The following is a 25,347-nucleotide window of genomic DNA, read 5'->3' on the forward strand; positions in this document are numbered from 1 at the left end:
CCGCCATGAGCAAGCCAAACATCGACCCTGACGACCCCAACTCCGACAAGAAAAAGATCGCCTTCGTGGACGATCACACCATGCTGCGAGACGGTCTGCAGAAGCTGGTCGAGAGCCAGCCAGACCTTCGCTGCTTCTGGACGGCCAGCAATACGCAGGACGCGCTCCAGCAGCTGGAGCAGGGCAAGCCGGACATGCTGGCGGTGGACATCTCCCTCCCGGGGCGCAACGGCCTGGAGCTCATCAAGGATGCCCTGGCCCTTCACCCCGACCTCCCCATCCTCGTCATCTCCATGCACGACGAGAGCTTCTACGCCCAGCGCGTGCTGAAGGCGGGAGCCCGGGGCTACGTCATGAAGGACGCGGAAAGCACCACCCTCCTGCAGGCCATCCGGAATGTCCTGGAAGGCGGCCGCTACGTGAGCCCCGCCATGAGCGCCCAGATCATGGAGGCCTTCTCCGGCCGCGGTGCCGCCCGCCCCGTGGATGGCGTGCAGCGCCTCAGTGATCGCGAGTTCGAGGTCTTCCAGCTCATCAGCGAAGGCAAGAGCACCCAGCAGATCGGGGACGCCCTGAACATCAGCGTGAAGACAGTGGAAGTGCACCGCGCCCACATCCGCGAGAAGCTCAAGCTGGAAGACGGCGCCTCCGTGCTGCGCTACGCCGTGCGCTGGGCTGAGCGTCAGAAACTCGGCACCGATTAGAATTCAGGCGACTCTGTCCGGATGGTTGGCTGGGCAGAGCCGCTCCCCCCGCCCATGCTTCGTTTCCAGCTATTCAAAGCCCCCCGTTATCTGCCGCCCGCCTGCGTGTGATGTTTCACCCAGTTCGTGGCATCCTCCAGCACCTGCTGGCGCTGGGAATCGTGTAGCAGCAGATGGTAGGACTGGCGGTACCAGTTGATCGTCTTGTCCGCACTGCCGATCTGGTCATAGAAGATCTGGATTTGCTCTTCACTGGCGATCACATCGTTCGGACTCGCCAGCACCAGCACCGGCACCTGTAGCTTGGTGGCTGCATGAGGAGCGGTACGCATCATGTCATCCACCTCCCCCAGCAGACGGAGGGTGAAGTGGGACACATAATGGGAGGTGATTGCCATCTGGGCTCCGTGCGTGGTGTCATGCGTCACGCGAATCTGCTTGTCATCCACGCCCCCCAGCCGCTCCAGGTTGACTTTGACCCCGGGAAGCAGGGCGATGGCAGAGTACAGCAGCGTGGCCCGGGCCCCTTTCGGCCGCAGGCGCAAGCCCGCCGCAGGTGAGGAGAGCACCATCCCGGCAGGCAGTTCTGCCGGGTCCCGCATTTGGTCGGTCACCGTGTGTAGGGCGATCAGGGTGCCCAGGCTTTCCGCGTACCAGATGACCGGCACCCCAGGGTGTCGCTCCCGCACCAGCCGGTGAAAGGTGAGCAGGTCCTTCTGCCAGACCTCGGCGGACGAGATGTCTCCCCGGCGCCGGCGGTCGGGGTCATTCCCCTGCCCGCGCATTTCCATGCCATACACGGCCATGCCCATCTCGGGCCAGGCATCCCGCAGCATCCAGAAATCCATCGCCGCCCCGCTGAGGCCATGCACGGTGATGACCACCGCCTTCACCTTGCCGCCTTTCACCGGCTTGCCCTCACGCCAGGGCATCACCTTGCCGTCATAGCTCCGCCAAGTCTGCGCTCCCAGTTCTGGCTTCATCTGACGCACGGCTCCAGAACTGCTACAGCTGGCCAGCAAGAGGCAGAAGATGCCGCACCAGAAGGAGCAAAAGGCCTGCAGCTTAGAGTCATGGGCACTGGCAGGAGGCAGGTCATCCACCACGGCGAAGGCCATGTTCCAGGGCAGACTGGATGAAGGTCTTTTGCGCTTCGATTCGGTCATGCAGGGAGAACTCCGAGGGGGATTCGAAGGTAAGTGTGAGGGGGGCACCCATCAAATGCAACACAATGGCTTCAGGCTGGCCAGGCATTTCCGGCAACACCCTGCGCACGATCAGGCCGCCCTTGGCAGCCCGGCCATCGATCCTTTTTCGCTGGTCGATGGGTAAAACACGGGAACAGTCTTTCAGAATCTTGTTTCCGACCACCGGACTCTGCGGGTTCAGCTCATAGAGGTAATTGCCCTGACCGTCGTAGTCCTCATGCAGGCAGATTCCCATGGCAATCTGCCGCCCCGCCACCACCCGGTGCCAGGCCGAGATCAGGGGATGCTCCGTGGCGTTGAAGCTCCGATTCAGATCCGTCCCATCCTGGTCGTGCCGGGTGTTGAGGATCAGCCCGTGCGGATTCATCACGGGGAAGATGAGGTACCGGTCCTCCTTGAATCGGGCCACGTTCTCCCTGGCCCAAGCCAGCAGCCCCCAGGGTGCGGCGGGCTCGTCTCCGTGAATGCCGGCGGAGAGATAGATCGTCGGACGCGTGTCCTTGGCCGCGTCTCGGGTCCGCAGCACATAGACGGGCAGCTCCCCCACCCGGGCGAAGACCTCCATCTTCAGTCCCGCCTCCTTCGCCAGCGCCTGCCACTCCCTCACCAGCGCCCGGTAGTCATGGGCGCGGTGGTTGACCAGGGGGTGGACGGGCATCGCGGGGGTCGTGGCAGTTTTCAAGGCTGCATTTCACTACGTCTGCGGAAGCCCGCCGACCTGCAAAACGCAACTCTTAGAGCCGCTCCATCAGCTTGCCGTGGATCCCTTCGAACCCGCCGTTGCTGAAGACGATCACCACATCACCCTCTTTTGCCAAGGGCTTGAGGCGCTCGATGATGGCGTCCACGTTCCGCTCATGGTAGCTCGGCCGCCCGGAGGCACTGACCGCCGCCGCCACCGCGTCCACATCCAGAAGCTGGCCCGCGGGCACCTTCTCCGGCATGTTCACGGCGGCGATGATGCTGCCATCTGCCTCCTTGAGAGCCTCGATCAGCTCTCCCTGCAGGGTGTTGCGGCGGCTGGTGTTGGACCGCGGTTCAAACAGCGCCCAGAGACGGCTCTGGGGATACTTCTGGCGCAGACCGCGCAGGGTCTCCCGGATGGCTGTCGGATGGTGGCCAAAGTCGTCAATGATCGTGATGCCATGCACCTGACCGCGCTCGGTCTGGCGGCGCTTCACCCCGCGGAACTCCAGGAGGGCCGCGCGGATTTCATCGTCCGAAAGACCGGCAAACCGCGCCACACAGATGGCCATGGCGGCGTTGCGGGCATTGAACTCGCCCACCATCGGCAGGCGGAAGGCCACCCCGTTGAGCTCGAAGTCGGTGTGCTCTGGTGCTGCGGAAGTGACCCGCAGGCGCACTTCACAATCCTCACCAGTGCCCACGGTCACCGCCGGGGCCGGGCAGGCCTCCATCAACTTGCGGCAGTTGGCCTCGTCCCCGTTCAGGAACACCTTCCCGTTGCGGGGCACCACGCGCAGCAGGCGGCTGAAGGTCAGCAGGATGTCATCCAGCGTGTCGAAGATGTCCGCGTGATCGAACTCGATGTTGTTCACGATCACCGCTTCCGGGAGATAGTGGAGAAACTTGGACCGCTTGTCGAAGAAGGCCGTGTCATACTCGTCCCCTTCGATCACGAAGCACTCGGAGTCCGAGTAACGCGCTCCGACATCGAAATTATCCGGCACACCGCCGATGAGATAGCCGGGATTTTTTCCAGCGTGCTCCAGCAGCCACGTGAGGATGGAGGTCGTCGTGGTTTTGCCATGCGTGCCGGAAACCACAAAGTTCCGCTTCCCCTGCATCACTTCCCACTTCAGCAGTTCCGGAAGGGAGGTGTAGGGCAGCTTGCGTTCCAGCAGGGCCTCCACTTCGGGATTGCCCCGGGAGACCGCATTTCCCACCACATACATGTCCGCATCTTCAGGCAGGTTTTCCGCCTTGTACCCACTGGCGATCTCAATGCCGTGGCTCTCCAGCATCGTGGACATGGGTGGATACACCGCGTTGTCAGAGCCTGTAATTTTGTGTCCTAGCTGACGGAAGGCGGCCGCAGCTGATCCCATGGCGGTACCGCAAATGCCAATGAAGTGAAAGTGCTTGATCTGACTCATGAAGCGATGACTGGGGGAAATCCGGAAAATGCAAAAGGCTGAGCCGCGCTTCTTAGAGTGGAGCAGGCGTCCGTGCAAGCGAGTGTTTGCCCACCTGCATCTTCCTCAGGTGGTGACATCGTTCACACCAAGTGAACCCACACTTGCATCCCGGGTGGGAAACCGGGATAAATTCCCCAACCATGGAAAAAACCTCCTCCCCAGCGTCCCCCTCCCCCGCCCTGGAGCTTGTCCAGAAGCTGTACACCGCCTTTGAGCACCGGGATGTGGCCACCGTGGCCGGCCTGCTGGGGCCTCATGCCGTCATCTCCCAGTCTGCTGAGCTCCCCTGGGGAGGCACCTTTGAGGGACTGGAGGGCTTCAGCCGCTTCTTCGGCCTCATCCTCCAGCACATCGACTCCAAGGTGACCGTGGACCGCTACATCGATGCCGCGGAATGCATCGTCGCCATCGGCAGCACCCGTGGCACCGTCAACGCCAACGGTGCCAGCTTCGAAGTCCCGGTGGTGCACGTCTGGCAGGTGGAGGACGGCAAGATCACCAAGTTCTCCCCCTACATCGACGTGCCCACCATGAACGCGGCCCTCCAACACGAGCCCATTCCTACTTCCTAGCCCGCACTCCATCACTCCATCACTCCATCACCCGCATTTCTCAAAATCCCGGCGCGCTCACCGTGGCGTTCTCGATCTCAAAGCGCTTCCGCCGGAGCATGCCATCCGCTATTTCCAAAACCATCTCCTCCAGGAGCAGGCGCAGGTGGCTGCCACCGCGGTAGTCGCTGGGTGCGATGTACTTCACCCGGTCTGCATGGGCCGTGAGCTGGTAACACTTGCGGAAGCTGCTGCGGGTGGTGTCCGCCGGGTTGTACACCGCCACCGCATTGCCACCGTATTTGCGCATGAGGGTGAAGCACGGCACATCCGTGGGTCCGTCACCGATGTAGATCATGTGCTGGAAGGGGATAGGCCTCATGTCCGCCGGCATGTGGTCATTCACATCGTCCCCCGGCTCCAGCATGCCTTTGTTGATACGGAAGAGATACTGAGTCTTCGTGGTGTGGCCGATGACACGCTTGGGGAAGTTGATGCGCCCTTCACGATCCTCTGAGAACTCACAGCCAAACACCGCATTCACATGCGGACGCAGGGCGCTGCCTTCGATCAGCTCCTTGAGGCCAGAGGAGATGATGTAGTGCTCCAGCTTGATGCCCATGGTCTTGTGCTCGGGGCGCAGCACACCATTCATCTCCTGGAACATGTCCGGCAGGCCCGGGTAGAAGTGGAGCTTGGAGCCCAGCGCACGCAGCTCTGCATTGGAAGGCCGGACGGGCGTCAGGCAGTCCAGCATGACCTTCAGGTAGGCCAGTTCATTGTCGAACCCATCCTCCCTTACGAGGGCGTGCGCCTTCTTCCAGAACTGCTCCACATGGATGCCGAAGTGAGGGAACACCACCTCATCCGTCATGTAGTACGGGCTGAGGGTCTGATCATAATCGTAAACTAGGCCAATGGTGGTCTGAGCGGCTGCCATGAGGAAGGAGTGAGGAGGAAAGAAAATCTAAAGGGGGTCAAAAGGATCAAACGAGCGAAGCCACGGCCTCGCGGAACTGCGAGTGCTTGAAGACGTAGCCACTGTCAAGCGCCGCCTGGGGCACAGCCCGCTGGCTCTCCAGCACCACGGAGGCCAACTCGCCCATGAGCAGCTTCATGCCGAAGGCGGGCGTGGGGATGAACGTCGTCGTGCCCAGCACACTGGCAATCTGCTGGGTCATCTCCGCATTCGTCACCGGATGCGGCGCGGAGAGATTAAAGGGCCCTTTACAGGCCGGGGTCTCCAGCAGATGCAGGATCAGCCCCACCTCGTCCTCCAGATGGATCCAGGGCACCCATTGTTTCCCATCACCCAGACGGCTGCCCAGGCGCAGGCTGAAGATCTTTTTCAGCATCGGCCAGGCCGCCCCGCCCTGCCCCAGCACCATCCCGGTCCGCAGCAGGACCACGCGGGCTCCAAGGATCTGGCGCGCTTCGTTGGCCGCTTTTTCCCAATCCCGGCAGACATCTGCCAGGAATCCTGTCCCCATAGGGGTCTTTTCGGTGAGCACCTCATCGCCGCGATGACCATAGGCTCCGGTCCCGGAGGCGCACAGGAGCACCTTGGGCCCGTCTGGACTGGCCTTCATGGCATCCACCACGGCTTCCGTCACCGGAATGCGGCTGTCACGGATCCGCTGCTTCTTGGCATCGGTCCAGTAGCCCATCACACTCTCACCGGCCAGATGGACAATAGCGTCCAGGCCACCCAGGTTCAGGGCTGGCTTCTCGGTCATGTCCAGCACCCGGCACTCCACCGCCCACTCTGGCGGTGACTGGGGCTTGCGCGAAAAAACGATCACTTCATGGCCGCGCTGCTGGGCCTCACGCCCCACGGCCGTGCCGATGAACCCCAACCCACCCGTGATGCCGATTCTCATGCCGGGAACTCAAGACCCAGACCGAGAACTTGCAAGGCCAAGCGGGTGATTCTTGGCCCTGTTCTCCGTCACCTCTGGATGCCAGCTCAGGGCGGTGAGGCCCAGCGACCACTCGCCGGGAAGGGATTCGCCTTCTCGCGCCGCTGAGTGTCGCCCGTACGCCAGGGGCCGGGAACCGGGTCTGAAAAGTGCGGCACCGCATCCTCCCCGAGGAAGACGGCCACGCCGATGACGCCCACATTCCGGGTGTCGCCGTGCTTCATGGCCGCATAAGACCGGGAGACGCTGGCAAAGCGGAAGGCCGCCACCTGGTTCATGGAAGTACGCCAGCCCTCGATGCGCACCGACCCGTGTCCTGGAATCACGTAACCGCGCTTCTGCACAGAAGCCGGTCTCCCGTCCAGAACATCCAGCCCATCCACCGACACCACCACCTCCACCCGGCGGCTGGTTTCGTTGCGCAGCAGAATGTCATACCGCTCTCCAGGCTCGCCAATCACGTAGGTGTTGCCGTCCTCCACCCCACGAAGCCAGCCCCCCTCGCTCTTCAGACCGAAGGACACCGAACCACTGCCGATCTTCTTCCACCCACTGAATTTCCGGCCACCTCCCCCGGTGGCCGCCAGCACACCCTGTCGATCGTTGTAGAAGATCTTCTCGCTGACGGCCGGGTGGGAACTGCCTCGTCGGAAAGTGGTGCTGTCCACCTCCGACCACCGGGACTCGCCGAAACCGGTCCCCAAGCCGGGCCGACTCTTCTCAGTCAGAGAAGCCGTGCGAGCAGAGCCTCCCAATGCCCCGTCGGAGCTGCTCCCAGACGAGACGGGAGAGGCACATTGGGTGGCCAAGGAGGTCAGGGCCAGGGCAAAGAATCCGCGCAGGGCGGACCGGAGGGAAAACACGCGAGACAGTAGAGGGGGGAGTTTCATGGCGTGGCAAAACGTTTTCGAGGCGGCCACTGAAAACAGGGCCACCACCACTGCATGTGGAGAAAATTGATCCCGTGACCGAAGCCCCCAAGATTTTTTACCTCCTCAATGCAGAGGATGTGGGACACTGCCCGCCGATGATCATCCGCCCCGCCACCTTGCAAGACTTGCCCGAGGTCAAACGCCTCCTCGACGCTGCCTTTGCCCCCAGCCTGTACGAATCCACGCTGGTGGAATTGATCATGACCGGGGCGGAGATCCATCACGGCTGGGTGGCGCTGCTAGATTCTCAGATCGCGGGTTTCATTCTGTACTCGGTGGCGACGAACGAAACCCACCCCATCGGTTGGCATCTCGCACCGCTGGCCGTGCTTCCTGAGGCCCAGCGCCAGGGCATCGGCTCAGCCTTGGTCGCCCATAGCTTGCAGTCGCCGCCCTTGAAGGAGGAGCCAGTGTTCGTCCTTGGCGACCCCGCCTACTACGAGCGTTTTGGCTTTTCACCCTTCAAAACACCGACTTGCCCGTACGATCCCGGGAACGAGCACTTTCGTGCATTGCGATGGCAGGAAACCGCAACCCCCTTCACGGTGGGCTACACCTCCGCCTTCCAGCTCACCGCCCAGCAACTGGGACTGGAATGAGTCCCAGCATGGGCGCAGACACGCGCTTTCCTTTGATGTGACAGAAATGTGATTTTCTGTTCGCGCTTGTCTGCATGACGGCTACTAAATCGGCTCCCTCACGTGATTCTTATCCTTACTGCAGGCTTCGGCGACGGTCATAACACTGCGGCACGCAACGTGGCGGGCGGCTTGCGCCGTCTTGCGCCTCAAGAAGAGGCCCTGGTAGTGGACTTGTTCGATATCGCGCATCCGGCCCTTTCTCCTGTGATGAAGGAGAACTACCAGATGCTCATCACGCGTGCTCCCTCTGTGTGGGCCTGGATTTACGGCCGCTCAGCGAAGGTGAGCTTCGACGGCAGCCCGGACATTTTGGCGGGACTGCGCAAGGCTCTGGCAGCACTGCTGAAGAAGCACCGCCCCCGGGTGATCGTCTGCACCTACCCGATCTATCCCAAGCTTCTCAAGCAGATCCAGGCCACCGGCGCGACCACCCCGCCGGTTTACACGGTCATCACGGATTCCATCAGCATCCACCCCATCTGGTTCATCGCCCCCAGCGACGCCTATTTTGTGGCGGATGAGGACTCGCGTAAGAGCGCGCTCCGCCTCTGCCGCGTCGCCGACGAGATCCATGTGGCCGGCTTCCCCGTGAGTCTGGACTTTCGGGAACAGCCCACCTCTGAGGAATCGGCTTCCCCTCACGGGAAGATCCTCTATCTGCCCTCCACCAGCGTGAAGCACGTGGAGCGGACCTTGGCCTCCTTGCACCCCCTCCTTCAGGCTGGCACCCGGCTTACCCTGCCCGTGGGCAAGCACGCCTCCCGGCTCTATCACGTAGTCACCCGTTTTGTGGACTCCGTCCCGGATGGGTCCGTGGAAGTCATCGGCTGGACCAACCGCATCCCGCGCCTCCTGCAGACGCATGACTTCGTCATCTGCAAGGCAGGTGGAGCCATCCTGCACGAATCCCTTGCCGCCACCTGCCCCGCCATCATCGACTACGTGGTCCCGGGCCAGGAAGAGGGCAATGCGGAGCTGCTGACCAAGCATGAGTGTGGCGTCACTACCTCCTCCCCGGAACAGACCGGCCAGGAAGCGGCCCGATTCCTCGCCAACAACCGATCGGAGGCCCGCCGCATGAAGGCCAATATGCGAGCCCTCAGCGAGCCGGATGCCGCCTTGAAAATCGCCTCCTGGGTGATCGCCCACGCTCCCTGACCCAGCCCCATGCCTGCTCCCGCGCTGCTTTTCGACATCGGCAATGTGCTGGTCCATTTTGATTTCACCCCGGCCGCCCGCCGGTTTGCGACCCTGAGTGATGCCACCGAAGCCGAGGTGCTGGCACGGCTCCGCCCGTTCAAGGACGATCTGGAGTCCGGCCGCATCAGCGATGACGACTTCATCCGCGAGAGCACCCGGCTCATCGGGTTTCACGGCACCCGGGACGATTTTGTGACCGCCTGGGGAGACATCTTCACGGAGAACGCCCCCATGATTGCCCTCGTGGAAGAGCTGGCTGGGAAAGTGCCTCTGTACCTGCTCTCCAACACCAGCGGCCTGCACAAGGAGTGGCTCTTTGCCAAATTCCCGGTCTTCCAGCGCTTTTCCGGCGGCATTTACTCCCACGAGGCACAGTGCATGAAGCCGCACGACGCGATTTTTCAGCAGGCCGTGACCGCGTATGGGCTCGATCCAGCGCACACGTTCTATATCGATGATCTGGAGGACAATATCGCGACCGGACAGCGTCTCGGATTCGTCAGCCACCACTACCACCACGAGCGCCATGCCGCTCTGGAGGCGGAACTGCGGGCCTGGCTGGGTGCGGCAGAGTGACGCGCCTGTCACGCAAATAAGGCCTTTTTCGTTTCCCCGCTTGCTGGGGTGGTGTAGGCTCTTCGCCTATGGAGTTACTCAAGCAGTTCTTGCACTTCGTCATGCATCTGGATGAAAGCCTCCCGGGTTTCATCAGCCAGCACGGCATTTGGATCTACGGCCTTCTGTTCCTCATCATCTTCTGCGAAACCGGTCTGGTCGTGACCCCTTTCCTGCCGGGTGACTCCCTCCTCTTTGCAGTAGGTGCGGTAGCGGCCAACGACGCCTTCACGAACAGCCTCCGGCTTGAGTACGTGATCCCGCTCATGATTGTAGCTGGTGTCCTTGGAGACGCCGTGAACTATGCCATCGGCCGCAGGCTTGGGCCCGCGGTGTTCAATCGCGAAAACGGTGTTTTGCTCCGCAAGGACTACCTCGTCAAGGCCCAGCAATTTTATGACAAGCACGGCGGCAAGGCCATCATCCTGGCCCGCTTTGTCCCCATTGTCCGCACCTTCGCCCCCTTCGTCGCTGGCATCGGCCGCATGAAGTACAGCTCCTTTGCCTACTACAACATCCTCGGCGCCGTCGTTTGGGTGGTGAGCCTCACCCTCGCAGGCTACTTCCTGGGCACCATCCCGATCATCAAGAAGAACTTCGAGGCCACGGTCATCCTGATCATCTTCGTATCGCTGCTGCCCATCGTCTTCGAGTGGTGGAAGGCCCGCAAAGAGGCTGCCGCCACCGCGGCAGCAGCCAGTGATGCCGAGCCGGCCGCCTGATCTGCCGGTTTCTGATTCCCTTAACAGCCCGGAACTCCCCATGGGGTTCCGGGCTTTTTGTAGCTCCTCTACCAAGGGTTACCTTACCGGACGCTCCTTGAGCGCCCACTCCATGAACCGGTAGGCCAGAGCATTGGACTCCTCAGTGGGCTCATGCAACGGCCGGTTGTGCATGCCCGCCAGCGCCGGGACTTTCTGCACAGTGTAGGCTTCGCGAACCCGATTCAGGTCCGCCCACCGGGAGGGAAAGTCTTCTGACCCGCCGGAGACCAGGAACGGCCGGGGGGCCATCAGCATCTGGAACTCACTGAGACTGCGCCCCTGCTCCATGATCTGCTTGTAGGGGCCAGTTCGTGGACTTTCCGACGTGATCAGCCCTGATTTGCGCGTGTAGCCAGGCTCATAGCCCAAGTACCACGGCTCCCAGTAGTTGATGCTGATGCGGGCCTCATCAAACACGATGCCGGGATCCGACCACACAGCACAGGCAAACTTCTCCCAGAGGCAGGAGCCGAACATGGCCCACTTGCCACCGTAGGAATGCCCCATCACCCCGATGCGATTGCGATCCACCTCCGAACGGTCTGCCAGGGCCTGCCAGGCATTGGCAGACAGGTAGCCCAGATAGGAAAGCGGCTGACATTTCGCAGCGTCGGACAGCACCGGCTTGCGGGCGTCGCCCCCGGGCGCCCCCATGCTCAGGCTCACAAAACCCCGCTTGGTGAGCTGATACGCAAAGTCCCGCAGCGGCTTCTTGCCCAGGCCGATGCTGGTCTCCGGATCATAGAACGGCACATACACAGCGGGGAATGGTCCCTTCCCATCGGGGATGAGGAGATAACCCTCCCCCGTCTGGCCTGGGGCAATCTCCAGTCGGATTCGGTGCTGGGTGAAGTCCTCTCGCCGGCTGGTCTCCAGGATCTCCAGCTTGGGATGCTCCAGCACCGGCGGCCACTCGCCCATGAAGCCCTGCCAGGTCTTCAGAATTTCACTGCGCCGGGCGGCCCACTCCTCTTTCGTCTGGGGTGTCTTGCCCGAGGCCAGGTCCACCAAGCGAGGACCGGCAGTCACTTTGCCCACGTACTCAGCCGGTGGAGTGAAGTACGGGGCGAGCTCTTTGGGAAGGTCGTCTGCCGCTTTTGCTGAAGTCCGGCCCAGCAGTACACCGACCGCCGCGACCATCACACCTGTCTTGATTGCTAGATGGGGAACTCGTTTCACCAGTCAATTACGCAATACCCGACAGGTTTTTGCAGCACGACCCGTTACGTCAGCTTCCACGCTCTCAGGCAAACCTTGCCCGCATTCCTCATGAAAGCACTGTCCACGCTCGCCCTCCTCCTCGGCACCTCCTGTCTTTCCACGTTTGCACAGGACAAGACCCCGGTCTTCAAAGCCCAGGAGATCGACAACCAGATCCAGATTGGCTACGGGCTCGCCATTGCGGATGTGCAGGGGGATGGCAAGCCCGACATCCTGCTGGCAGACAAAACTGCCTTCGTCTGGTACGAAAATCCCACCTGGAAAAAGCATGTCATTGCCGAGAACCTGACGGCCAAGGACAACGTCTGCATTGCTGCCCGGGACATCGATGGCGACGGGAAGTGCGAGATCGCCGTGGGCGCAGAGTGGAACCCCTCCGACACGGTGAACAGCGGGGCGGTGTTTTACCTCATTCCTCCGGCTGATCGCACCCAGAAGTGGGAGCCGGTGAAATTGACTCATGAACCCACCACCCACCGTATGAAGTGGGTGAAACGCAGCCCTGATCGTTACGACCTCGTGGTCGTGCCACTTCACGGACGCGGCAACAAGAACGGCGAAGGCGAGGGCGTGAAGGTCCTAGCTTACCAAAAGCCCGCCGATCCCAAGGCAGAGTGGAAGACTGAGCTTGTGTCCGGAGACATGCACATGACCCACAACTTCGATGTGGTGCAACAGGATGGGGAGAACTTCGAGCGACTCCGTTTGGGCGGCAAAGAAGGCATCGAATGGCTCACCCCCACCACCAGTGGCTGGAAGAAGGAGCATCGCGTGAAGCATGAAGCAGGAGGTCCGCTCAAAGGATCCGGCGAAGTCCGGGAAGGCAAGCTGGGCACAGCCACATTCGTCGCCGCCATTGAGCCCATGCATGGCAACGACCTGGCCGTGTACAACGTCCCCGCCGGAGATGGCACCCCTAACCGCATCGCCTTGAGCACCACCCTCGACGACGGCCACGCCCTGGCCAGTGCCGACCTTCTCGGTCTGGGCCGCAATCAGATCGTCGCTGGCTGGCGCGCCAATGCCAACAAACTGGCCCGGGTGGGCGTCAAGATGTGGGTGCCGGATGCAACAGGCTCAGCATGGAAGGACTACAGCATCGATGACAACCAGATGGCCTGCGAAGACCTCGCCGTGGCCGATCTCAATGGCGACAATAAGCCCGACATCATCGCCGCCGGCCGCCGGACCAAGAACGTCAAGATCTATTGGAACGAGACGCCTTAACGGAGCTCCGTCAATAAAGGAGGCAGGGGGGGCCAGCCCCGCTCAGTCGTACCGTGTAAGAGAGGTTATAGATGACAACGAGGTGCAACGTAAATTCCACGCCCTTCTTCGCTCCCCACCCGGTTGGGACAGCCGGACTACAACCTCCGTTCCGTACCGGGGTTGGAGTACCGACTTTAGTCGGCTCAGGCTGTGGTTGGAGAACTTCCGCCGACTAAAGTCGGTACTCCAACACTGAGGTCCATCACGGCAAAGGACGCTATGCCACTGCGCCCCGCTCAATCGCCCGTCCCCTGACACCGCAGACGGCAACCCTCCAGCCAACTTAGCTCCTCAACCCCTCCACTCCATCCACACAAAGGAGTACTCGATCCTGCCTGCTGGCACCTGAACCGAAACAAATCACAGCCAAAACGGATTCTGATTTGCTATACCTCTGTGCATGCAGCGTTCACGCAGTCCCCTGTCCTCTTTTCACCGTGGCTTCAGCCTCGTGGAGGCTCTTGTCACGGTCGCAGTGATCGGGGTGATCGTGTCCATTGCCCTGGTCGGCCTGGACGACTACCGGGAGGCCACTCAGGATGCCCAACGCCGCCGCAATGCCCAGAACATCGTCGGGGTCTTTGAGGCGGGACGCGCTGCTGGAGTCCAATGGGAGGTCTCCAGCCTGGACGCCGCCCTGAAAGACGTGACCCGCGGCAAGGCCGTGGAGACAGGCGTCCTCCGCGGCAACTACTTTGCCTTTCCCGAACCTGACGCTGAGGCGGTCACGAATGCGAAAAAGTACATCCGCCTGGAGGACGGCAGGTTGACCTACCATCCCTGAACCAGGCTTCTAAAACACCCGCGCCCAGAGCGCCTTCAGATAGCGGCTCTCGGGGCAGTTCGACATGACCGGATGGTCTGAACCCGCCCCGGTGCGGTCCAGGATTTGCAGCTTGCGCCCGTTGCGGTGGGCAATGCCGATCACGAGTTCCTCGAACTGCTCCACCGGCATGAGACCGGAGCAGGAGCAGGTAACAAAGAGCCCGCCCTTGGCCACCAGGGAGATGGCCAGCTTGTTGAGGTCATGGTACTTGGCCTTACCTTCCTCGAACCCTTCGCGGGAATGAACCAGCTTGGGCGGATCCAGCACCACCGCGTCCCAGGTCGCTCCGTTGCGCTGCATCTGGCGCATGTAGGTAAAGGCATCCGCATGCACGAAGTCGATGCGCTGCTGGTTCAGGTTGGCGTTCTTCTTGGCCTGCTCTACCGCTTTCTCGTCCAAGTCCACGCCGATGACTTCAGCCGCACCGCCGAGCTTGGCCGCCACGGAGAAACCGCCGGAGTAGCAACAGACGTCCAGCACGCGGCAGTCCTTCACCCAGCGGCCCAGTTGGGCCCGGTTGTCCCGCTGGTCACAGAAGAAACCTGTCTTGTGGCCTTCGGCAAAGTTCACATGGAACCGCATGCCGTTTTCAGTGATTTTCGTGCCTGCCTCCGGGGCACTGAGCTGATTCACCTGCTCCAGAACTTGATGGGGCACCAACCCTTCGGCACGGATCGGGGCGTCGTCGAAATGCACCACCGCCTGAGTCGTGCCCAGCAGCTCATGCAGAAGGGGAATCCACTCCCCTGCCCTCTGGAGGGCTGAGGCATTGCTCAACTCCACCGCCAGCACCTCGCCAAACTTGTCCACCATCAGACCGGGAATGCCGTCGGCATCCGCATGCACCACGCGGAAGGCATCGCTCTGCTGGGGCAGGGCCAGAGTCTTCAGCCGCAGATCCACCGCCTGGCGCAGCGCCTTGGTAAAATGATCGGGATCAAGGGGTTCCGCACCATGCTGGAACACGCGCAACGGCACGCGGGCCCCCGGACTGAAAAATCCGTGCCCGAAAGGCTTCCCCTCCTTGTCGTACACCGTGACCGCGTCACCACGCTTCGCATCAGGCGAAGCGGCCATGATCATGTTGGGGAAGAAATTCGGGTGGAAATTGTAGTACTTGATCTGCACCCAGGGCGTGGACCAGCCCTCGCTTCCGGTGGGAACTTGGCGGGGACGGACGGGGCGGCGGTGGCTGGGAGCGGGCATGGATTTGGAACTGAGGTTGATACCCCGATCCTGGTCACTCGCAACCCTGAAAGAGGAGCATGGACTTAAGGTACCCCCCTATTTTGGATGGGACCCAATTTTACATACAAGGACCGGGACCGTGGCTAAAAGGGGAGCCCACTACCCCTCCCCTTCCCCTGGACATGACGACCAACAACATCACGCCCCTGACCCAGATCCTCCCGGCCGCAGAGAAGTCTTTTGCCTCCTTGCTCAGCGCCTCCGGCATCAGCTCGCCCACCGATCTGGCAAAGAACCAGCCAGAGAAGCTGCTGCGCTGGATGGAGGAAGTGAACTCCGAACAACGTCTGGTGCGGAAGCTCCCGACGCTGGACACGGTCCGGGAATGGATTCGCCAGGCGCAGTCCTGGGGCACTGCCGCCTGACGAAAAGGGTCAACCAGCAAGGCCGCTACTCCGCGGCCTTCAGTGCCTCCCGCAGCACCGGCTCAAACGCATCCGCCTGACGGAAGAAGCCGAGGTCGCTCGGGTGCGAGCCATCCGTTGCGCCATCGGAGTCGTCTCCCAGCAAGTTGTCGCCCGGGAGATAGAAGAGACCGGTCACGTTCTCGGCCTTGAGCTTGTCGAAGGCTTCCTTGAGCGCCACGTGGTTGTCGGTGTGGTACTTGGCGCGATCCGGATGAATCCAGGAGTTCGTATTGCGACGGTCTTCCACCAGCACAATGGGCGTCTTGGGCCGGGCAGCCCGCAGCTGTTTGACGAGCGGGACGCAACGCTCACGGATCAACTCCGCGCCCATATTCGGGTTGCAGTCGATCACGTACACTGCCGGGTCCAGCTTCACGAGTTGATCGCCGACGGCGGCATCCATCTTCCCATTGCCGGAGAATCCGAGGTTCATGACATGCCGGTCCAGCCGACGTCCGAGGATCGCGGTATGAACCATGCCCGGACGCGACGCACAAGCCCCATGGGTGATGGAGGTGCCGTAGAACACCACCGGCTTGGGCCGAGCGGTTAGCCCCTCAAAGGTGGCCCCCTCACTGACGCCGATCTCCAACTTCTCCACGCCGTTGAACAGCGGCAGATACAGCATCCATTCGCGAGCCTCTCCCTTGATCGTACCCGTGAGATCCGCCTGAAGCTCCTGCTTGTCTGGCTTGCTCACGCCCACCCAGCGCCACTTGCCGTCTTCGGCCTTGGCGTAGAGATCCACACCGCTCACCCCGGTCGCAGGCATGTGCGGCATCGCCAGATTGGCCTTGAGCAGCTTGTACCGCACCTGAATGTTGGTGGCGTTGCTTTTGAAGCGCACCAGCATCCCGGCACTGTCCCGGCTCAGATTCCACACCGTGTCCGTCACCTTGCCTTCCGCCACGGAAGGGAACCGGTCGTAGTACCGTTTGCGGGCCTCATCTCCCCAGCCCCGCCCTTCCAGATAAGGAGCAGCATCGTGCCAGGTCAACGGCTTGGCCGCTGGCTTGGCAGGCTGCGGCGGGATGGAACTCGGCACCGGCTCTGAGGTGATCGTCGCAGACTTGCCCCCTTCAGGGGAAATCACCGTGGCCCCTTTCTGAGCCATCAGCGGGACAGTGGAGAGGGACAGCGTGGTGGTGATGAAGGATCGGCGTTTCATGGGAAATTGGAAATCAGAAGCAGCTCTTTTTCTGAGCCTCAACCAAAACGCCAACACTCGACCACCATCTTGCAGGAGAAACGCACAAGGTCCACTGACCCGCCTAGAGGCGCCCCCCTCAACAACCCATGACCCGTCCCCCGCAACCATATTACCTAGAACCAAAACTGACCTGCTGTTTTACTGAATCACTGAACTACTGAATCACCGGCCTACCGCCCCAGATGCTGCCGAAGGAACTCCACCGTCCCCTTCCCGTTGATCGTATGCGGTCCGTTGAAATACTCGATCTGCGACTTCCCCCCGAGACCCAGTTTGTTGTAGTACCGGAAGACCTTGGCGTATTCATAGGCCACCCACTCGTCCAGACCCACGCCATCATCGTGGCCACGCTCCACCATGAAGGGACGCGGAGCGATGAGCGCCGCCATCTCGGCATAGTTGAAGGTGTTGCCCAGATTCCATTCCCAGATCTCGTACTCGCCGCTGTACACATAGCTAAGAGGCAGATCCACCGTGGCGCACTTCCGCACCCACTCATTGAAGTCGCCGGAGCAGATGGAGAGACAGTAGTCCGGCAGCACGGCAGGAATGCGCATGGCAGATTTGCCGCCGTAGCTGAGTCCGTAGAAGGCAATCTTCTCGCCATCCACAAAGGGCTGCGTTTTCAGCCAGGCGAGCGTCTGCTGATGCTGCCCGATGATCACGGAGAACAAGCTCAGCCCCACCAGATTCAGTTTCCGCTGAATCACTCGGAAGTGGTCCTTGCCCCTGTAGAAGTTGTGGGGAGCAAAGGTCACATAGCCCTTGCGAGCCAGAGTCGCAGCAAACCCCTTGTAGGCCCCAAAGGCCTTGGCCGAGGAGTCTTCATTGACGACATCCTCAGGCAGCCCCTCCAGGCCGTGCTGGCAGACCACCACCGGACGCCTCTCGCCCTCCTTGATGCCGGTGGGTACAAGCAAATAACCCCAGGCAGACACCCCGGGCCAGACCTCCATCATCACCTCGTGCGTGACAAAGTCTTCATTCTGAGCCAGCACGCGGCTCTGGGCGGCAGGCGGCCCCACGGGATCTGGCAGACGACCGATTGAATCCTCCCAGAACGCCTTGCGAAGCTTTGCGGTGGTGGCCATTCGCACGTCGTCCGTCTTTGCAGCGGCGAGCGGCTTCCACACCAGGGCCGTCCGCTGCCTTTCACACACCTGCAGCGCGTGCCGAGCATGATTCACCAGTTCATTCACCAGACGTTGTTGCCGGGCTCGATCATCCGGCAGCGACCCACGCCGGATTCGCAGCTCGGAGGGGGCCTCCAGCTTGCCCACCTGCAGCGCCTTGCGCAGCCAGCCCACAGCTTCCACGGGAAAGATGGCCAGATCCCCTTCCTCCGCGATCACGAGCCGGAGATGCTCCGCCAGCTTGTCTCCCACGAGTTGCCTCGCCCGCTTGATGCCCTTTCTCACCGCCTCCTCTTCAGGATGGTCAAGATTGGCGGGGGCCGCGTTTTTCCTGACACCAGCCTTTGACTCACCTCCCGCAGGCAGCGCGGGGTACTGACCGTGCGCGATGATGAGAGGACGCGGCATCACCAGGCTGGCGATCTCTGCCTCCCCAAACTCTTTGATCAGGCCGAAGCCATTCCTCTCCAGAGGACGCTGCCAGGTATCTTCCAGTTCCTCCCAGGCTCCGCTCACCAGCGTGGCATCGATTCGTTTGTCCAACGCGGCAGCCAGCAGTGCCAGACGTCCTCCTTCGCCGTATCCCGCCACCCCCACGGGCACCTTGCGTGCCTGCATCCACTCCACCAGCGCCAGCACTTTGTGCAGTTCATAGCCACCCACATTGCGCCCCAGCTCAAAAGTCTGCCGGTAGATCCATTCCCGGTGAGACAGGTCGGTACGCAGCCCCAGTTCCGCATTGCCGGAGAAATCCGACTGCCGGTTGATCAAGGCGGGGATGACCACATCACACCCGGCCAGCGCCAGCTCATGGGCCGCCTGCCCCAGCATCTCCTTCCCCTCCACCAGTCCGGCCAGCTCCTCAGGAGTCTGCCCCGCATCCGGTAGCAGGATGACGCAAGCCACTGCCTCCGCCCGCTGCTTGAGGTAGATCCCCTCGCCGTTTACTCCCTCCAGCGCGGGCCAGCGCACGGCATGCACCACGTACTTTGCCGCCTCCGCCAGCCTCAGCTCATGCACTGAGGAACTCAGGTACTCCAGCCCGACCATGGGCACTCGCACATCGAGCTCATGCAACCCCAGTATCGCGCCCAAACGAGCCCGACGAGGCTCCACCGAGGCTTCATACGACTTGGCTGAACTGAGATCCAGCTTCCAAAAAGCCGAACGTTTTCCCTCGGCATCCTTGATTAACTGGGTGGCAAACTGATCGATGTCCGCCACCAGAGCCGCCGACCTGACATCGCCAGTTGCCTCCTCCAGCACAGAGGTACCCACCAGGGGCTGCTGCCCCCACACCGGACCCGCCAGGGCCAGGCACACCGGAATCCAGCCAAAATGGAAGTGCATGGATCAAAGCGAACCAAATCGGCGGTCGTTGGTCAACATTTGCCGCTACCTGCTTGCGAGTCCCCTCTTGCATTCTCCGCCCGCTGCCGTTTGAATCTCCGCCATGAAGCGCCTTGTCCCTTTCCTGCTTGCTCTGATCCTCGCCCCCTTCCTCATGGGGATGAGCAAGAAGATCCCCTACTCGATCACTTTCCACGCCCAGGCCACCGAGCAGGACCCGCCCAAGACCTACTTCCCGCTCGACATGGGTGGCCAGCGGATGTTGTTCAAGCTCATCCCAGAGATCTCTCAGGAGAACGTGGTGGCATTCCATCCCTTCCCCGCAGATGACGGCACCCAGGGATGCGCCCTCCAGCTTGATTTCCGGGGCAAGGGATCGCTGGAAATCATCACCCGCGGCCGCAAGGGGGAATACCTGATCGCCATGGTGAATGGCAAGCCGGTGGATTTCGTGGTCATGGATGATCCGGTCACAGATGGAATGATCACCATCTGGAAGGGATTCAACGCTGAGACGATCGCCCAGATGGACAAGAAAACGCCCCGCATCAAACCCGGCGGCCCGCCGACCATGAACAAGAACATGGACATGGCCCCCGTGGGCAAACGCGAGCGCAAGGATGCTCTCCAAGCGGACCGTGCCGCGAAGAAGGCCGCTGAAAAAGCCCGCAAGGAAGGCCGCCCCGTCGAGCCCGAAGTGCCCAGCCTGCCCGCTGCCCCGACAACGAGCCGCATCCCAGTGGAAGGTGCCAGCCCGACCCCAGGGCCCACACCTGCCCGCCCTGGCGCACCAGAGCCCTACATTCCTCCGACGAACCCAGTTCCTTCCGTGCCCACTGAGCCCTTGTTGCCCCAGCGATAAGTTTCCACCTCGGCAAGCCCCTACGACTGTCTTCGCAACATGATGTTCCGGATTTTTCCCGCCGTCGCCTGTCTGCTGGCCGCCACAGCCAGCTTGATCGCCCAAGCACCGCCAGCACCGGGGACACCGTCCGTGTCTCCCTACGTGTTCCCGCTCGGGCTGCCCACCGACAACGACGCGCTGCTGCGCGGGGACAATGCTTCCTTCTACATGTATGTGGACCGGATTTTTGAGAATCAGGTCTCCGCGCCATGGGAAGGCGGGCAGTACGGGTACGTGCGGGGTCCGGTGCGGCATGGGAGCGAGATGGTGCTGATGGCCTTCCACGAAGGGATCGACATCGCCCCCACCAAGCGGGATGCCGCCGGTGATCCCACCGATGAAGTCCGGGCCATCTCTCCGGGGAAGGTCGTGCACTGTTCCCAACTGGCGGGGGCCAGCAACTACGGCCGCTACGTGGTGGTGCAGCATGACACCCCAGACGGCTCGTTCTTCTCCCTCTACGCTCACCTCAGCAAAATCGCCGTGCAGGCAGGGCAGGAAGTGCAGCTCGGCACCCAGCTGGGCGTCATGGGCTACACGGGCAGCGGGCTGAATCAGAAGCGGGCCCACGTCCACCTGGAGCTCAACCTCATGCTGAGCAGCCGGTTTGATGACTGGCACGCCCAGAACTTCCGCCCCAGCCCCAACAAGCACGGCATCTACAACGGCATCAACCTTACGGGCATTAACATCGCTGCCTTCTACCTGGCCCACCAGAAGGACCCAGCCCTCTCCATTGCCAGCTTTGTCCGGAGCACCGAGCCAACCTGGAAAGCCGTGGTGCCTCGCAAGGGCGAGCTGGAACTGCTGAGCCACTACCCCTGGTTGGGAGACGCACCCACCGCCGCCTCACCGGCTTGGGAAATCACCTTCGGCGACTCCGGTCTGCCCATCCGCGTCCAGCCCAGCCAGCTCACCGTGACCCAGGCCCAGATCACCTGGGTGAAGGATCGCAACATGCCTCACGGGTATTACACACGCGGTTACATCGCGGGCAGCGGGGAAAAAGGCACCCTGACCGCCTCCGGCAAACGCTTCCTGGACCTCGTTACCGGCGACTTTGTCGCCCCAGCACCTGCGAAGGAAGAGGAGAGCAAGAAGGTGTCAGGGAAGAAGAAGGGATAGGGGGCAGTAGTTACGCTCCTTCCGGATTTCGATTCCGTTCCCACAGATGCGCCAGGTGAAGTACTCACCGTTTGTCACACTCAACTGCTCTGACGCCAAGGGCGTCATACAAATTAGCCCAGGGTCAGGCGAGGCACGAGCCGCCACCCTGGGTACATGAGCGAGTGGACCAGAACTCCGAAGTGAGTTCTACAAACCGCGGCCGCACCCTGACGTGTCCACCACATGCGGGACAGTCGCCTCCGGGTGATCTGGACGGCCTGTAGAACTCCCTTGGAGTTCCATCACTACCGCGTGCTCCCCGGGGTGGCGACCGCTTCGCGGTCTGACCCCGGGCTATTGTGTATCACGCCGTTGGCGTGGGGCTTCCCCCATGAAAACACGGGATCCCATCACCCTCGGGCTTTCCATCCCGCCCCCAGACCCGCCATTACGGGTCCGGCATACTCGCACCCACCTCAGGACACAGGTGCCAGAATGATCTTCTGCACATCCATGATGGCGCCGCCATTTTTGCTCTGGGGCTTCACGGCCAGGCGGTAGGTGCCAGGTTCTTTGATCTCCAGTTCACCCACGTTCACGGGAGCCCACTTCTGGAAACCACCGGTATCCTGCACCTTGAATTTCAGCGCCTGCTCGCCCATCTGAATGGCCACTTCACTGCCGCCGCCGGCTCCGCAGCCCTGGTGCACGGTCACGTTGTATTTGCCCGCTTTGTCCACGGTGAATTCCCACTCAGCGAAGTCCTCTTTCTCCGTCCAGAAACCCAGGCAGTTCTTCTCGGGTTTGGGCTCGTAGCGCATGTTTTCGCTCCAGGTGGTGGCGTCCTTGGCCAGCAGTTGCAGGGAGCCGTCTTCCGTCGGCTTCACTTCTTCACCTTCCTGGGTGGGCACCAAGGCCACTTCTTCCAAAACGAAAGTGGACCAAGCCACACCGTTGGGGGTGTAGAACGCCATGAACTGGTCGCCCCCCTGCGGGATGTAGATGTCGCCGATGTAGAGCCGCTTGGTCGCGCCGCTGGTGCTCACCAGCGTTTTCTTGAGGCGAAGATCACCGAATTTGAACTGCACCCCCAGTGTGGAAGACTTGAGCGAATAGGAAATCCGGACGCTGTAGCGGCCCCAGCGCTTCGACTGGAAAGGGAAATTGTACTGCTCCCAGTGCTCCATTGGAGCAAAGGTGCTCTGATCCTTGGCGACCTTGAATGCCATCACCCCGCGCTCAGGAAGATCCTGACGCTCAATGGGTTCCCCACTGCCAAAGTCACCGAGTCCAGAGAAGGAGTCGGTGACCGCATACGGTGAAGCGGGTTGAGCAGGAACGGCTGGAGCGGGAGCCTCCGGCTGGGGCTGATCCGTCTTCAGGGCCTCTTCCGCCTTCACAGTCTCCGTCGGAGTCGTGGCAACTGCCGCTTTCGCCTCCTGCTGCACCACCTCCTTAGCGGCCTCTGGAGTCGCCTTGACGACAGTGGCTTCGCTCTTGCCGCAGGCGGAAAGAGCAAGGGGAATTCCAACGATCAGCAGGGAAGCAAGAGGGCGGTTCATGCGGGCGATAGCTCTGGACAAAGAGGAGTACGAACGGCTTCAACGCCCGGCACCCTCAGCTTATTAGGCCGATTTCTCCTATTCCATCCGCCCCACGAACCACCTCATGCGCCGCACACCTCCTCGACCGCAAGGCGCACGGCTCTCACCATCGCCTCCAACTCGGACTCCACCACGCAGAGTGGCGGCATGAGGACGATGGTGTTGGCAATGGGTCGCGTCAGCAGCCCATGCTTGCGGGCGGCCACGCACACCCGGGCTCCCACCTGCTCCGCTGTCTCGTAGTCAAGGCGCGGAGAGCGCTGCTTGACCAGCTCAATGCCCGCAATCAGGCCACAACGCCGAACTTCCAGCACATGGGCCATGTCTGTGAGCCCCTGGAGCAGGCGGTCGAACGCCTTGATCTTCGCCGGGAGTTGCTCCAGGACCTTTTCCTCGCGAAAGACGGCCAGACTGGCCAGCGCCGCCGCACACCCGAGCTGATTGCCCGTGAAGCTGTGCCCGTAGAAGAAGGTGCGCCCCTCGGACGGAGCGCCCAGGAAGCCTTCATAAACTCGTTGATTCACCAACGTGGCAGCCAGCGGCAGATACCCTCCAGAGAGCCCCTTCGCCATGCAGAGGAAGTCTGGCACCACTTTTTCCTGCTGACAGGCAAACATGGTGCCGGTACGGCCTAAGCCCGTCATCACTTCATCCAGAATGAGGAAGATTCCCTGACCGCGGCACCAGGTTTCCAGAGCCTTCAGCATGCCCTTGGGCCAGATCCGCATGGTGTTCACCCCCTGCACGAGCGGCTCGATGATAACGGCGGCGATGTGCTGCAGATCGTCCGCCGGGAGCGCGGCCAGGTCCTCAAACGTCCGAACCCGCTGCACCACGTACCCAAACTGGTTGGCGCTCCCCTTGAAGAGCGGAATGCCGCCCAAGCTTGCAGCTCCCAAGGTATCCCCGTGATACGCCGCATCAAAGGCCAGGATCACGTCCCGACCGGGCTGGCCGTTCTGCCTCCAGAATTGGAGGGACATGCGCACCGCGGCCTCAATGGCCGTGGAGCCGTTGTCTGAGAAAAAGACCTTCTCCAACCCGCCATCGGGAAAGAGCCCGACGAGTTCACTGGCAAGCTGCGCTGCGGGAGGATTGCCAAATCCGAGGTAGGAGGTGTGCGCCACCCGGTCGAGCTGCGCCTTGATGGCCTCGTTGATCCGCGGATGACAATGCCCGTGGATGTTCGTCCAGATGGAAGCGTTCCCATCGAGATACCGGTTGCCATGCTGATCCACCAGATAACAGCCCTCCCCACTGCAGAGCATGAGAGGCTCATGCTCGGGTGCGCACCAGTCGCGCATGGGGGTGAAGGGATGCCAGGTGTAGGTCTTGTCGAGTTCCGCGTAGTTCAAGCGAAGTGGGAGGGGGAGTTTGAAGATGCCGCCCCCTCCCATGAACCCAAATGACAGAGGCATCAACCCCCGGATAGGGCGGTCACATGCGCAGTCACCGCCTTGCCCAGCCCGTCGAGGTTGTAACCGCCTTCCAACACCGATACCAGGCGCCCGGAGCAGTGTTCATCCGCGAACTTCATGAGAGTCTTCGTAAGCGCGGCAAAGTTCGCGTCGGTGAGCCGAAACTGCCCCAGAGGATCATCCACCCGGGAGTCAAACCCTGCTGAGATCATCACGAGATCCGGCTTGAGCTTGGCTGCCTCCTGCAAGATGTGATGTTCCAGCGCCCCACCAATTTCGGGATATCCTGAGCCACTGGGAAAAGGAAAATTGAGGATCATCCCCTTCGCCTTCCCCTCCCCTTTCTCCTCCGCCCAGCCGGTGTAGGGGTACCACGGGGCCTGGTGGGTGCTGGCAAAGATCACGCTCCCATCTGCATAGAAGATGTCCTGCGTGCCGTTGCCGTGGTGCACATCCCAGTCCACGATCAAGACCCGGCCGGCCCCGTGTTTCTTTTGCGCCACCCGGGCTCCAATCGCGATGTTGTTGAACAAGCAGAATCCCATGCCCTGGGCGGGCCGGGCATGATGCCCCGGGGGCCGCACGACGCAGAAGGCGTTCTTGAGCTTCCCGGTCATGACGGCATCCACCGCCTCCACGACACTGCCCGCGGCGTGACGCGCCACTTCCAGGGAGCGCGGACTGATCGCGGTGTCCCCCGTACTGAGCTCTCGTTTGCCAGCCGCCACGTCCCGCTTGGCAGTTTCCAAGTACTCCCGCGTGTGGCAGAGCAGGATCTCATCGTCCGTGGCCGGCCGGGAGGCGATGGTCGTCATCGTCTTGGTCAGCCCCGCTGCGGTGAGTGCCCGGGCCACCGCCTGGTAGCGCTGCGGCGCCTCCGGGTGCCCCTCACCCGTGTCATGTGCGGCGCTGATGGCATCAAGTACGAGTCCGGAGGAAGGAGTGGCCATGCCTCCA

General features: G+C 61.8%; 24 protein-coding genes. 11 read left to right on the forward strand and 13 right to left on the reverse strand.

Translation table 11 applies throughout. The features are described from left to right. Positions 1–5: 5 nt before the first annotated feature. Positions 6–704, forward strand: a complete 699-nt coding sequence (locus tag BV106_RS31655) for a response regulator transcription factor (protein ID WP_051946646.1) — start codon at positions 6–8, stop codon at positions 702–704. A gap of 86 nt (positions 705–790) precedes the next feature. Here the strand turns inward: BV106_RS31655 and BV106_RS31660 are convergent, their stop codons facing one another. The 3 genes from BV106_RS31660 to mpl form a co-directional block, all read right to left on the reverse strand. Then, complete coding sequence (locus BV106_RS31660; protein ID WP_081892496.1) at positions 791–1,870, reverse strand: alpha/beta hydrolase; 1,080 nt, start codon at positions 1,868–1,870, stop codon at positions 791–793. Beyond that, a complete protein-coding gene (locus tag BV106_RS31665; RefSeq protein WP_038171624.1) occupies positions 1,800–2,570 on the reverse strand; it encodes a M14 family metallocarboxypeptidase in 771 nt (256 codons plus the stop codon). Before BV106_RS31665 ends, BV106_RS31660 begins: the two co-directional genes overlap by 71 nt. Positions 2,571–2,646: 76 nt before the next feature. After that, a complete protein-coding gene (gene mpl, locus BV106_RS31670) occupies positions 2,647–4,029 on the reverse strand; it encodes a UDP-N-acetylmuramate:L-alanyl-gamma-D-glutamyl-meso-diaminopimelate ligase (RefSeq protein WP_038171626.1) in 1,383 nt (460 codons plus the stop codon). Positions 4,030–4,211: 182 nt separating this feature from the next. Here mpl and BV106_RS31675 point away from each other — a divergent pair, with 182 nt between their 5' ends. Continuing rightward, on the forward strand, positions 4,212–4,643 hold the full coding sequence (locus tag BV106_RS31675; RefSeq protein WP_038171629.1) for a nuclear transport factor 2 family protein: 432 nt from the start codon (positions 4,212–4,214) through the stop codon (positions 4,641–4,643). Between the two features lie 40 nt (positions 4,644–4,683). Here BV106_RS31675 and BV106_RS31680 read toward each other — a convergent pair whose 3' ends face one another. The 3 genes from BV106_RS31680 to BV106_RS31690 all read right to left on the reverse strand — a co-directional run bounded on the left by BV106_RS31680 (position 4,684) and on the right by BV106_RS31690 (position 7,431). After that, positions 4,684–5,562: a haloacid dehalogenase-like hydrolase gene (locus tag BV106_RS31680; RefSeq protein WP_038171631.1), complete on the reverse strand. Its 879-nt coding sequence runs from the start codon at positions 5,560–5,562 to the stop codon at positions 4,684–4,686. Between the two features lie 46 nt (positions 5,563–5,608). After that, the gene (locus tag BV106_RS31685; protein ID WP_038171633.1) at positions 5,609–6,502 is read right to left on the reverse strand and encodes a TIGR01777 family oxidoreductase; all 894 of its coding nucleotides are present in this window, start codon (positions 6,500–6,502) and stop codon (positions 5,609–5,611) included. Positions 6,503–6,588: 86 nt separating this feature from the next. Beyond that, positions 6,589–7,431: a hypothetical protein gene (locus BV106_RS31690; protein WP_265596280.1), complete on the reverse strand. Its 843-nt coding sequence runs from the start codon at positions 7,429–7,431 to the stop codon at positions 6,589–6,591. A gap of 74 nt (positions 7,432–7,505) precedes the next feature. On the opposite strand from BV106_RS31690, the gene BV106_RS37830 reads away from it, so the two are divergent. The 4 genes from BV106_RS37830 (at position 7,506) to BV106_RS31710 (ending at position 10,651) form a co-directional block, all read left to right on the forward strand. Next, complete coding sequence (locus BV106_RS37830; RefSeq protein ID WP_265596281.1) at positions 7,506–8,072, forward strand: N-acetyltransferase; 567 nt, start codon at positions 7,506–7,508, stop codon at positions 8,070–8,072. A gap of 102 nt (positions 8,073–8,174) precedes the next feature. Continuing rightward, positions 8,175–9,272 (forward strand): hypothetical protein, encoded by a 1,098-nt coding sequence (locus BV106_RS31700; protein ID WP_081892499.1) that lies wholly within the window; start codon positions 8,175–8,177, stop codon positions 9,270–9,272. Positions 9,273–9,281: 9 nt separating this feature from the next. Further along, complete coding sequence (locus BV106_RS36550) at positions 9,282–9,890, forward strand: HAD family phosphatase (protein ID WP_051946653.1); 609 nt, start codon at positions 9,282–9,284, stop codon at positions 9,888–9,890. 68 nt (positions 9,891–9,958) lie between these two features. Further along, complete coding sequence (locus BV106_RS31710) at positions 9,959–10,651, forward strand: DedA family protein (protein ID WP_038171637.1); 693 nt, start codon at positions 9,959–9,961, stop codon at positions 10,649–10,651. A 78-nt stretch (positions 10,652–10,729) separates the two neighbouring features. On the opposite strand, the gene BV106_RS31715 is transcribed toward BV106_RS31710, so the two are convergent. Beyond that, positions 10,730–11,872 carry a prolyl oligopeptidase family serine peptidase gene (locus tag BV106_RS31715; protein ID WP_265596282.1) on the reverse strand — a complete coding sequence of 381 codons (1,143 nt, stop codon included), beginning with the start codon at positions 11,870–11,872 and terminating at the stop codon, positions 10,730–10,732. Positions 11,873–11,962: 90 nt separating this feature from the next. Here BV106_RS31715 and BV106_RS31720 point away from each other — a divergent pair, with 90 nt between their 5' ends. Both BV106_RS31720 and BV106_RS31725 read left to right on the forward strand, forming a co-directional pair. Beyond that, positions 11,963–13,141 (forward strand): FG-GAP and VCBS repeat-containing protein, encoded by a 1,179-nt coding sequence (locus BV106_RS31720; protein ID WP_038171640.1) that lies wholly within the window; start codon positions 11,963–11,965, stop codon positions 13,139–13,141. A 442-nt stretch (positions 13,142–13,583) separates the two neighbouring features. Continuing rightward, positions 13,584–13,967, forward strand: coding sequence for a prepilin-type N-terminal cleavage/methylation domain-containing protein (locus tag BV106_RS31725; protein WP_038171642.1), 384 nt, complete (start codon positions 13,584–13,586; stop codon positions 13,965–13,967). Positions 13,968–13,976: 9 nt separating this feature from the next. Here the strand turns inward: BV106_RS31725 and BV106_RS31730 are convergent, their stop codons facing one another. Further along, positions 13,977–15,215 carry a class I SAM-dependent rRNA methyltransferase gene (locus BV106_RS31730; protein WP_038171644.1) on the reverse strand — a complete coding sequence of 413 codons (1,239 nt, stop codon included), beginning with the start codon at positions 15,213–15,215 and terminating at the stop codon, positions 13,977–13,979. 164 nt (positions 15,216–15,379) lie between these two features. Between BV106_RS31730 and BV106_RS31735 the strand changes: the two genes are divergently transcribed. After that, complete coding sequence (locus BV106_RS31735) at positions 15,380–15,622, forward strand: DUF4332 domain-containing protein (RefSeq protein WP_050029861.1); 243 nt, start codon at positions 15,380–15,382, stop codon at positions 15,620–15,622. Between the two features lie 25 nt (positions 15,623–15,647). Here BV106_RS31735 and BV106_RS31740 read toward each other — a convergent pair whose 3' ends face one another. Then, entirely contained in the window at positions 15,648–16,832 is a 1,185-nt protein-coding gene (locus BV106_RS31740) for an SGNH/GDSL hydrolase family protein (RefSeq protein WP_038171646.1), read from the reverse strand. 212 nt (positions 16,833–17,044) lie between these two features. Continuing rightward, the gene (locus BV106_RS31745; protein ID WP_038171648.1) at positions 17,045–19,357 is read right to left on the reverse strand and encodes a dienelactone hydrolase family protein; all 2,313 of its coding nucleotides are present in this window, start codon (positions 19,355–19,357) and stop codon (positions 17,045–17,047) included. A gap of 103 nt (positions 19,358–19,460) precedes the next feature. Here BV106_RS31745 and BV106_RS31750 point away from each other — a divergent pair, with 103 nt between their 5' ends. Both BV106_RS31750 and BV106_RS36555 read left to right on the forward strand, forming a co-directional pair. Continuing rightward, positions 19,461–20,219 carry a hypothetical protein gene (locus BV106_RS31750; RefSeq protein WP_038171649.1) on the forward strand — a complete coding sequence of 253 codons (759 nt, stop codon included), beginning with the start codon at positions 19,461–19,463 and terminating at the stop codon, positions 20,217–20,219. A gap of 39 nt (positions 20,220–20,258) precedes the next feature. Continuing rightward, positions 20,259–21,386 (forward strand): M23 family metallopeptidase, encoded by a 1,128-nt coding sequence (locus BV106_RS36555; RefSeq protein WP_051946655.1) that lies wholly within the window; start codon positions 20,259–20,261, stop codon positions 21,384–21,386. A gap of 458 nt (positions 21,387–21,844) precedes the next feature. Here the strand turns inward: BV106_RS36555 and BV106_RS31760 are convergent, their stop codons facing one another. The 3 genes from BV106_RS31760 to BV106_RS31770 all read right to left on the reverse strand — a co-directional run bounded on the left by BV106_RS31760 (position 21,845) and on the right by BV106_RS31770 (position 25,340). Beyond that, positions 21,845–22,930: a hypothetical protein gene (locus tag BV106_RS31760; RefSeq protein WP_038171650.1), complete on the reverse strand. Its 1,086-nt coding sequence runs from the start codon at positions 22,928–22,930 to the stop codon at positions 21,845–21,847. A 104-nt stretch (positions 22,931–23,034) separates the two neighbouring features. Continuing rightward, a complete protein-coding gene (gene bioA / locus BV106_RS31765; RefSeq protein ID WP_038171672.1) occupies positions 23,035–24,327 on the reverse strand; it encodes an adenosylmethionine--8-amino-7-oxononanoate transaminase in 1,293 nt (430 codons plus the stop codon). A 62-nt stretch (positions 24,328–24,389) separates the two neighbouring features. After that, positions 24,390–25,340 (reverse strand): histone deacetylase, encoded by a 951-nt coding sequence (locus tag BV106_RS31770; protein ID WP_038171674.1) that lies wholly within the window; start codon positions 25,338–25,340, stop codon positions 24,390–24,392. Positions 25,341–25,347 lie beyond the last annotated feature (7 nt).

It is taken from the genome of Verrucomicrobium sp. BvORR106 (assembly GCF_000739655.1).
Lineage (GTDB): Bacteria > Verrucomicrobiota > Verrucomicrobiia > Verrucomicrobiales > Verrucomicrobiaceae > Verrucomicrobium.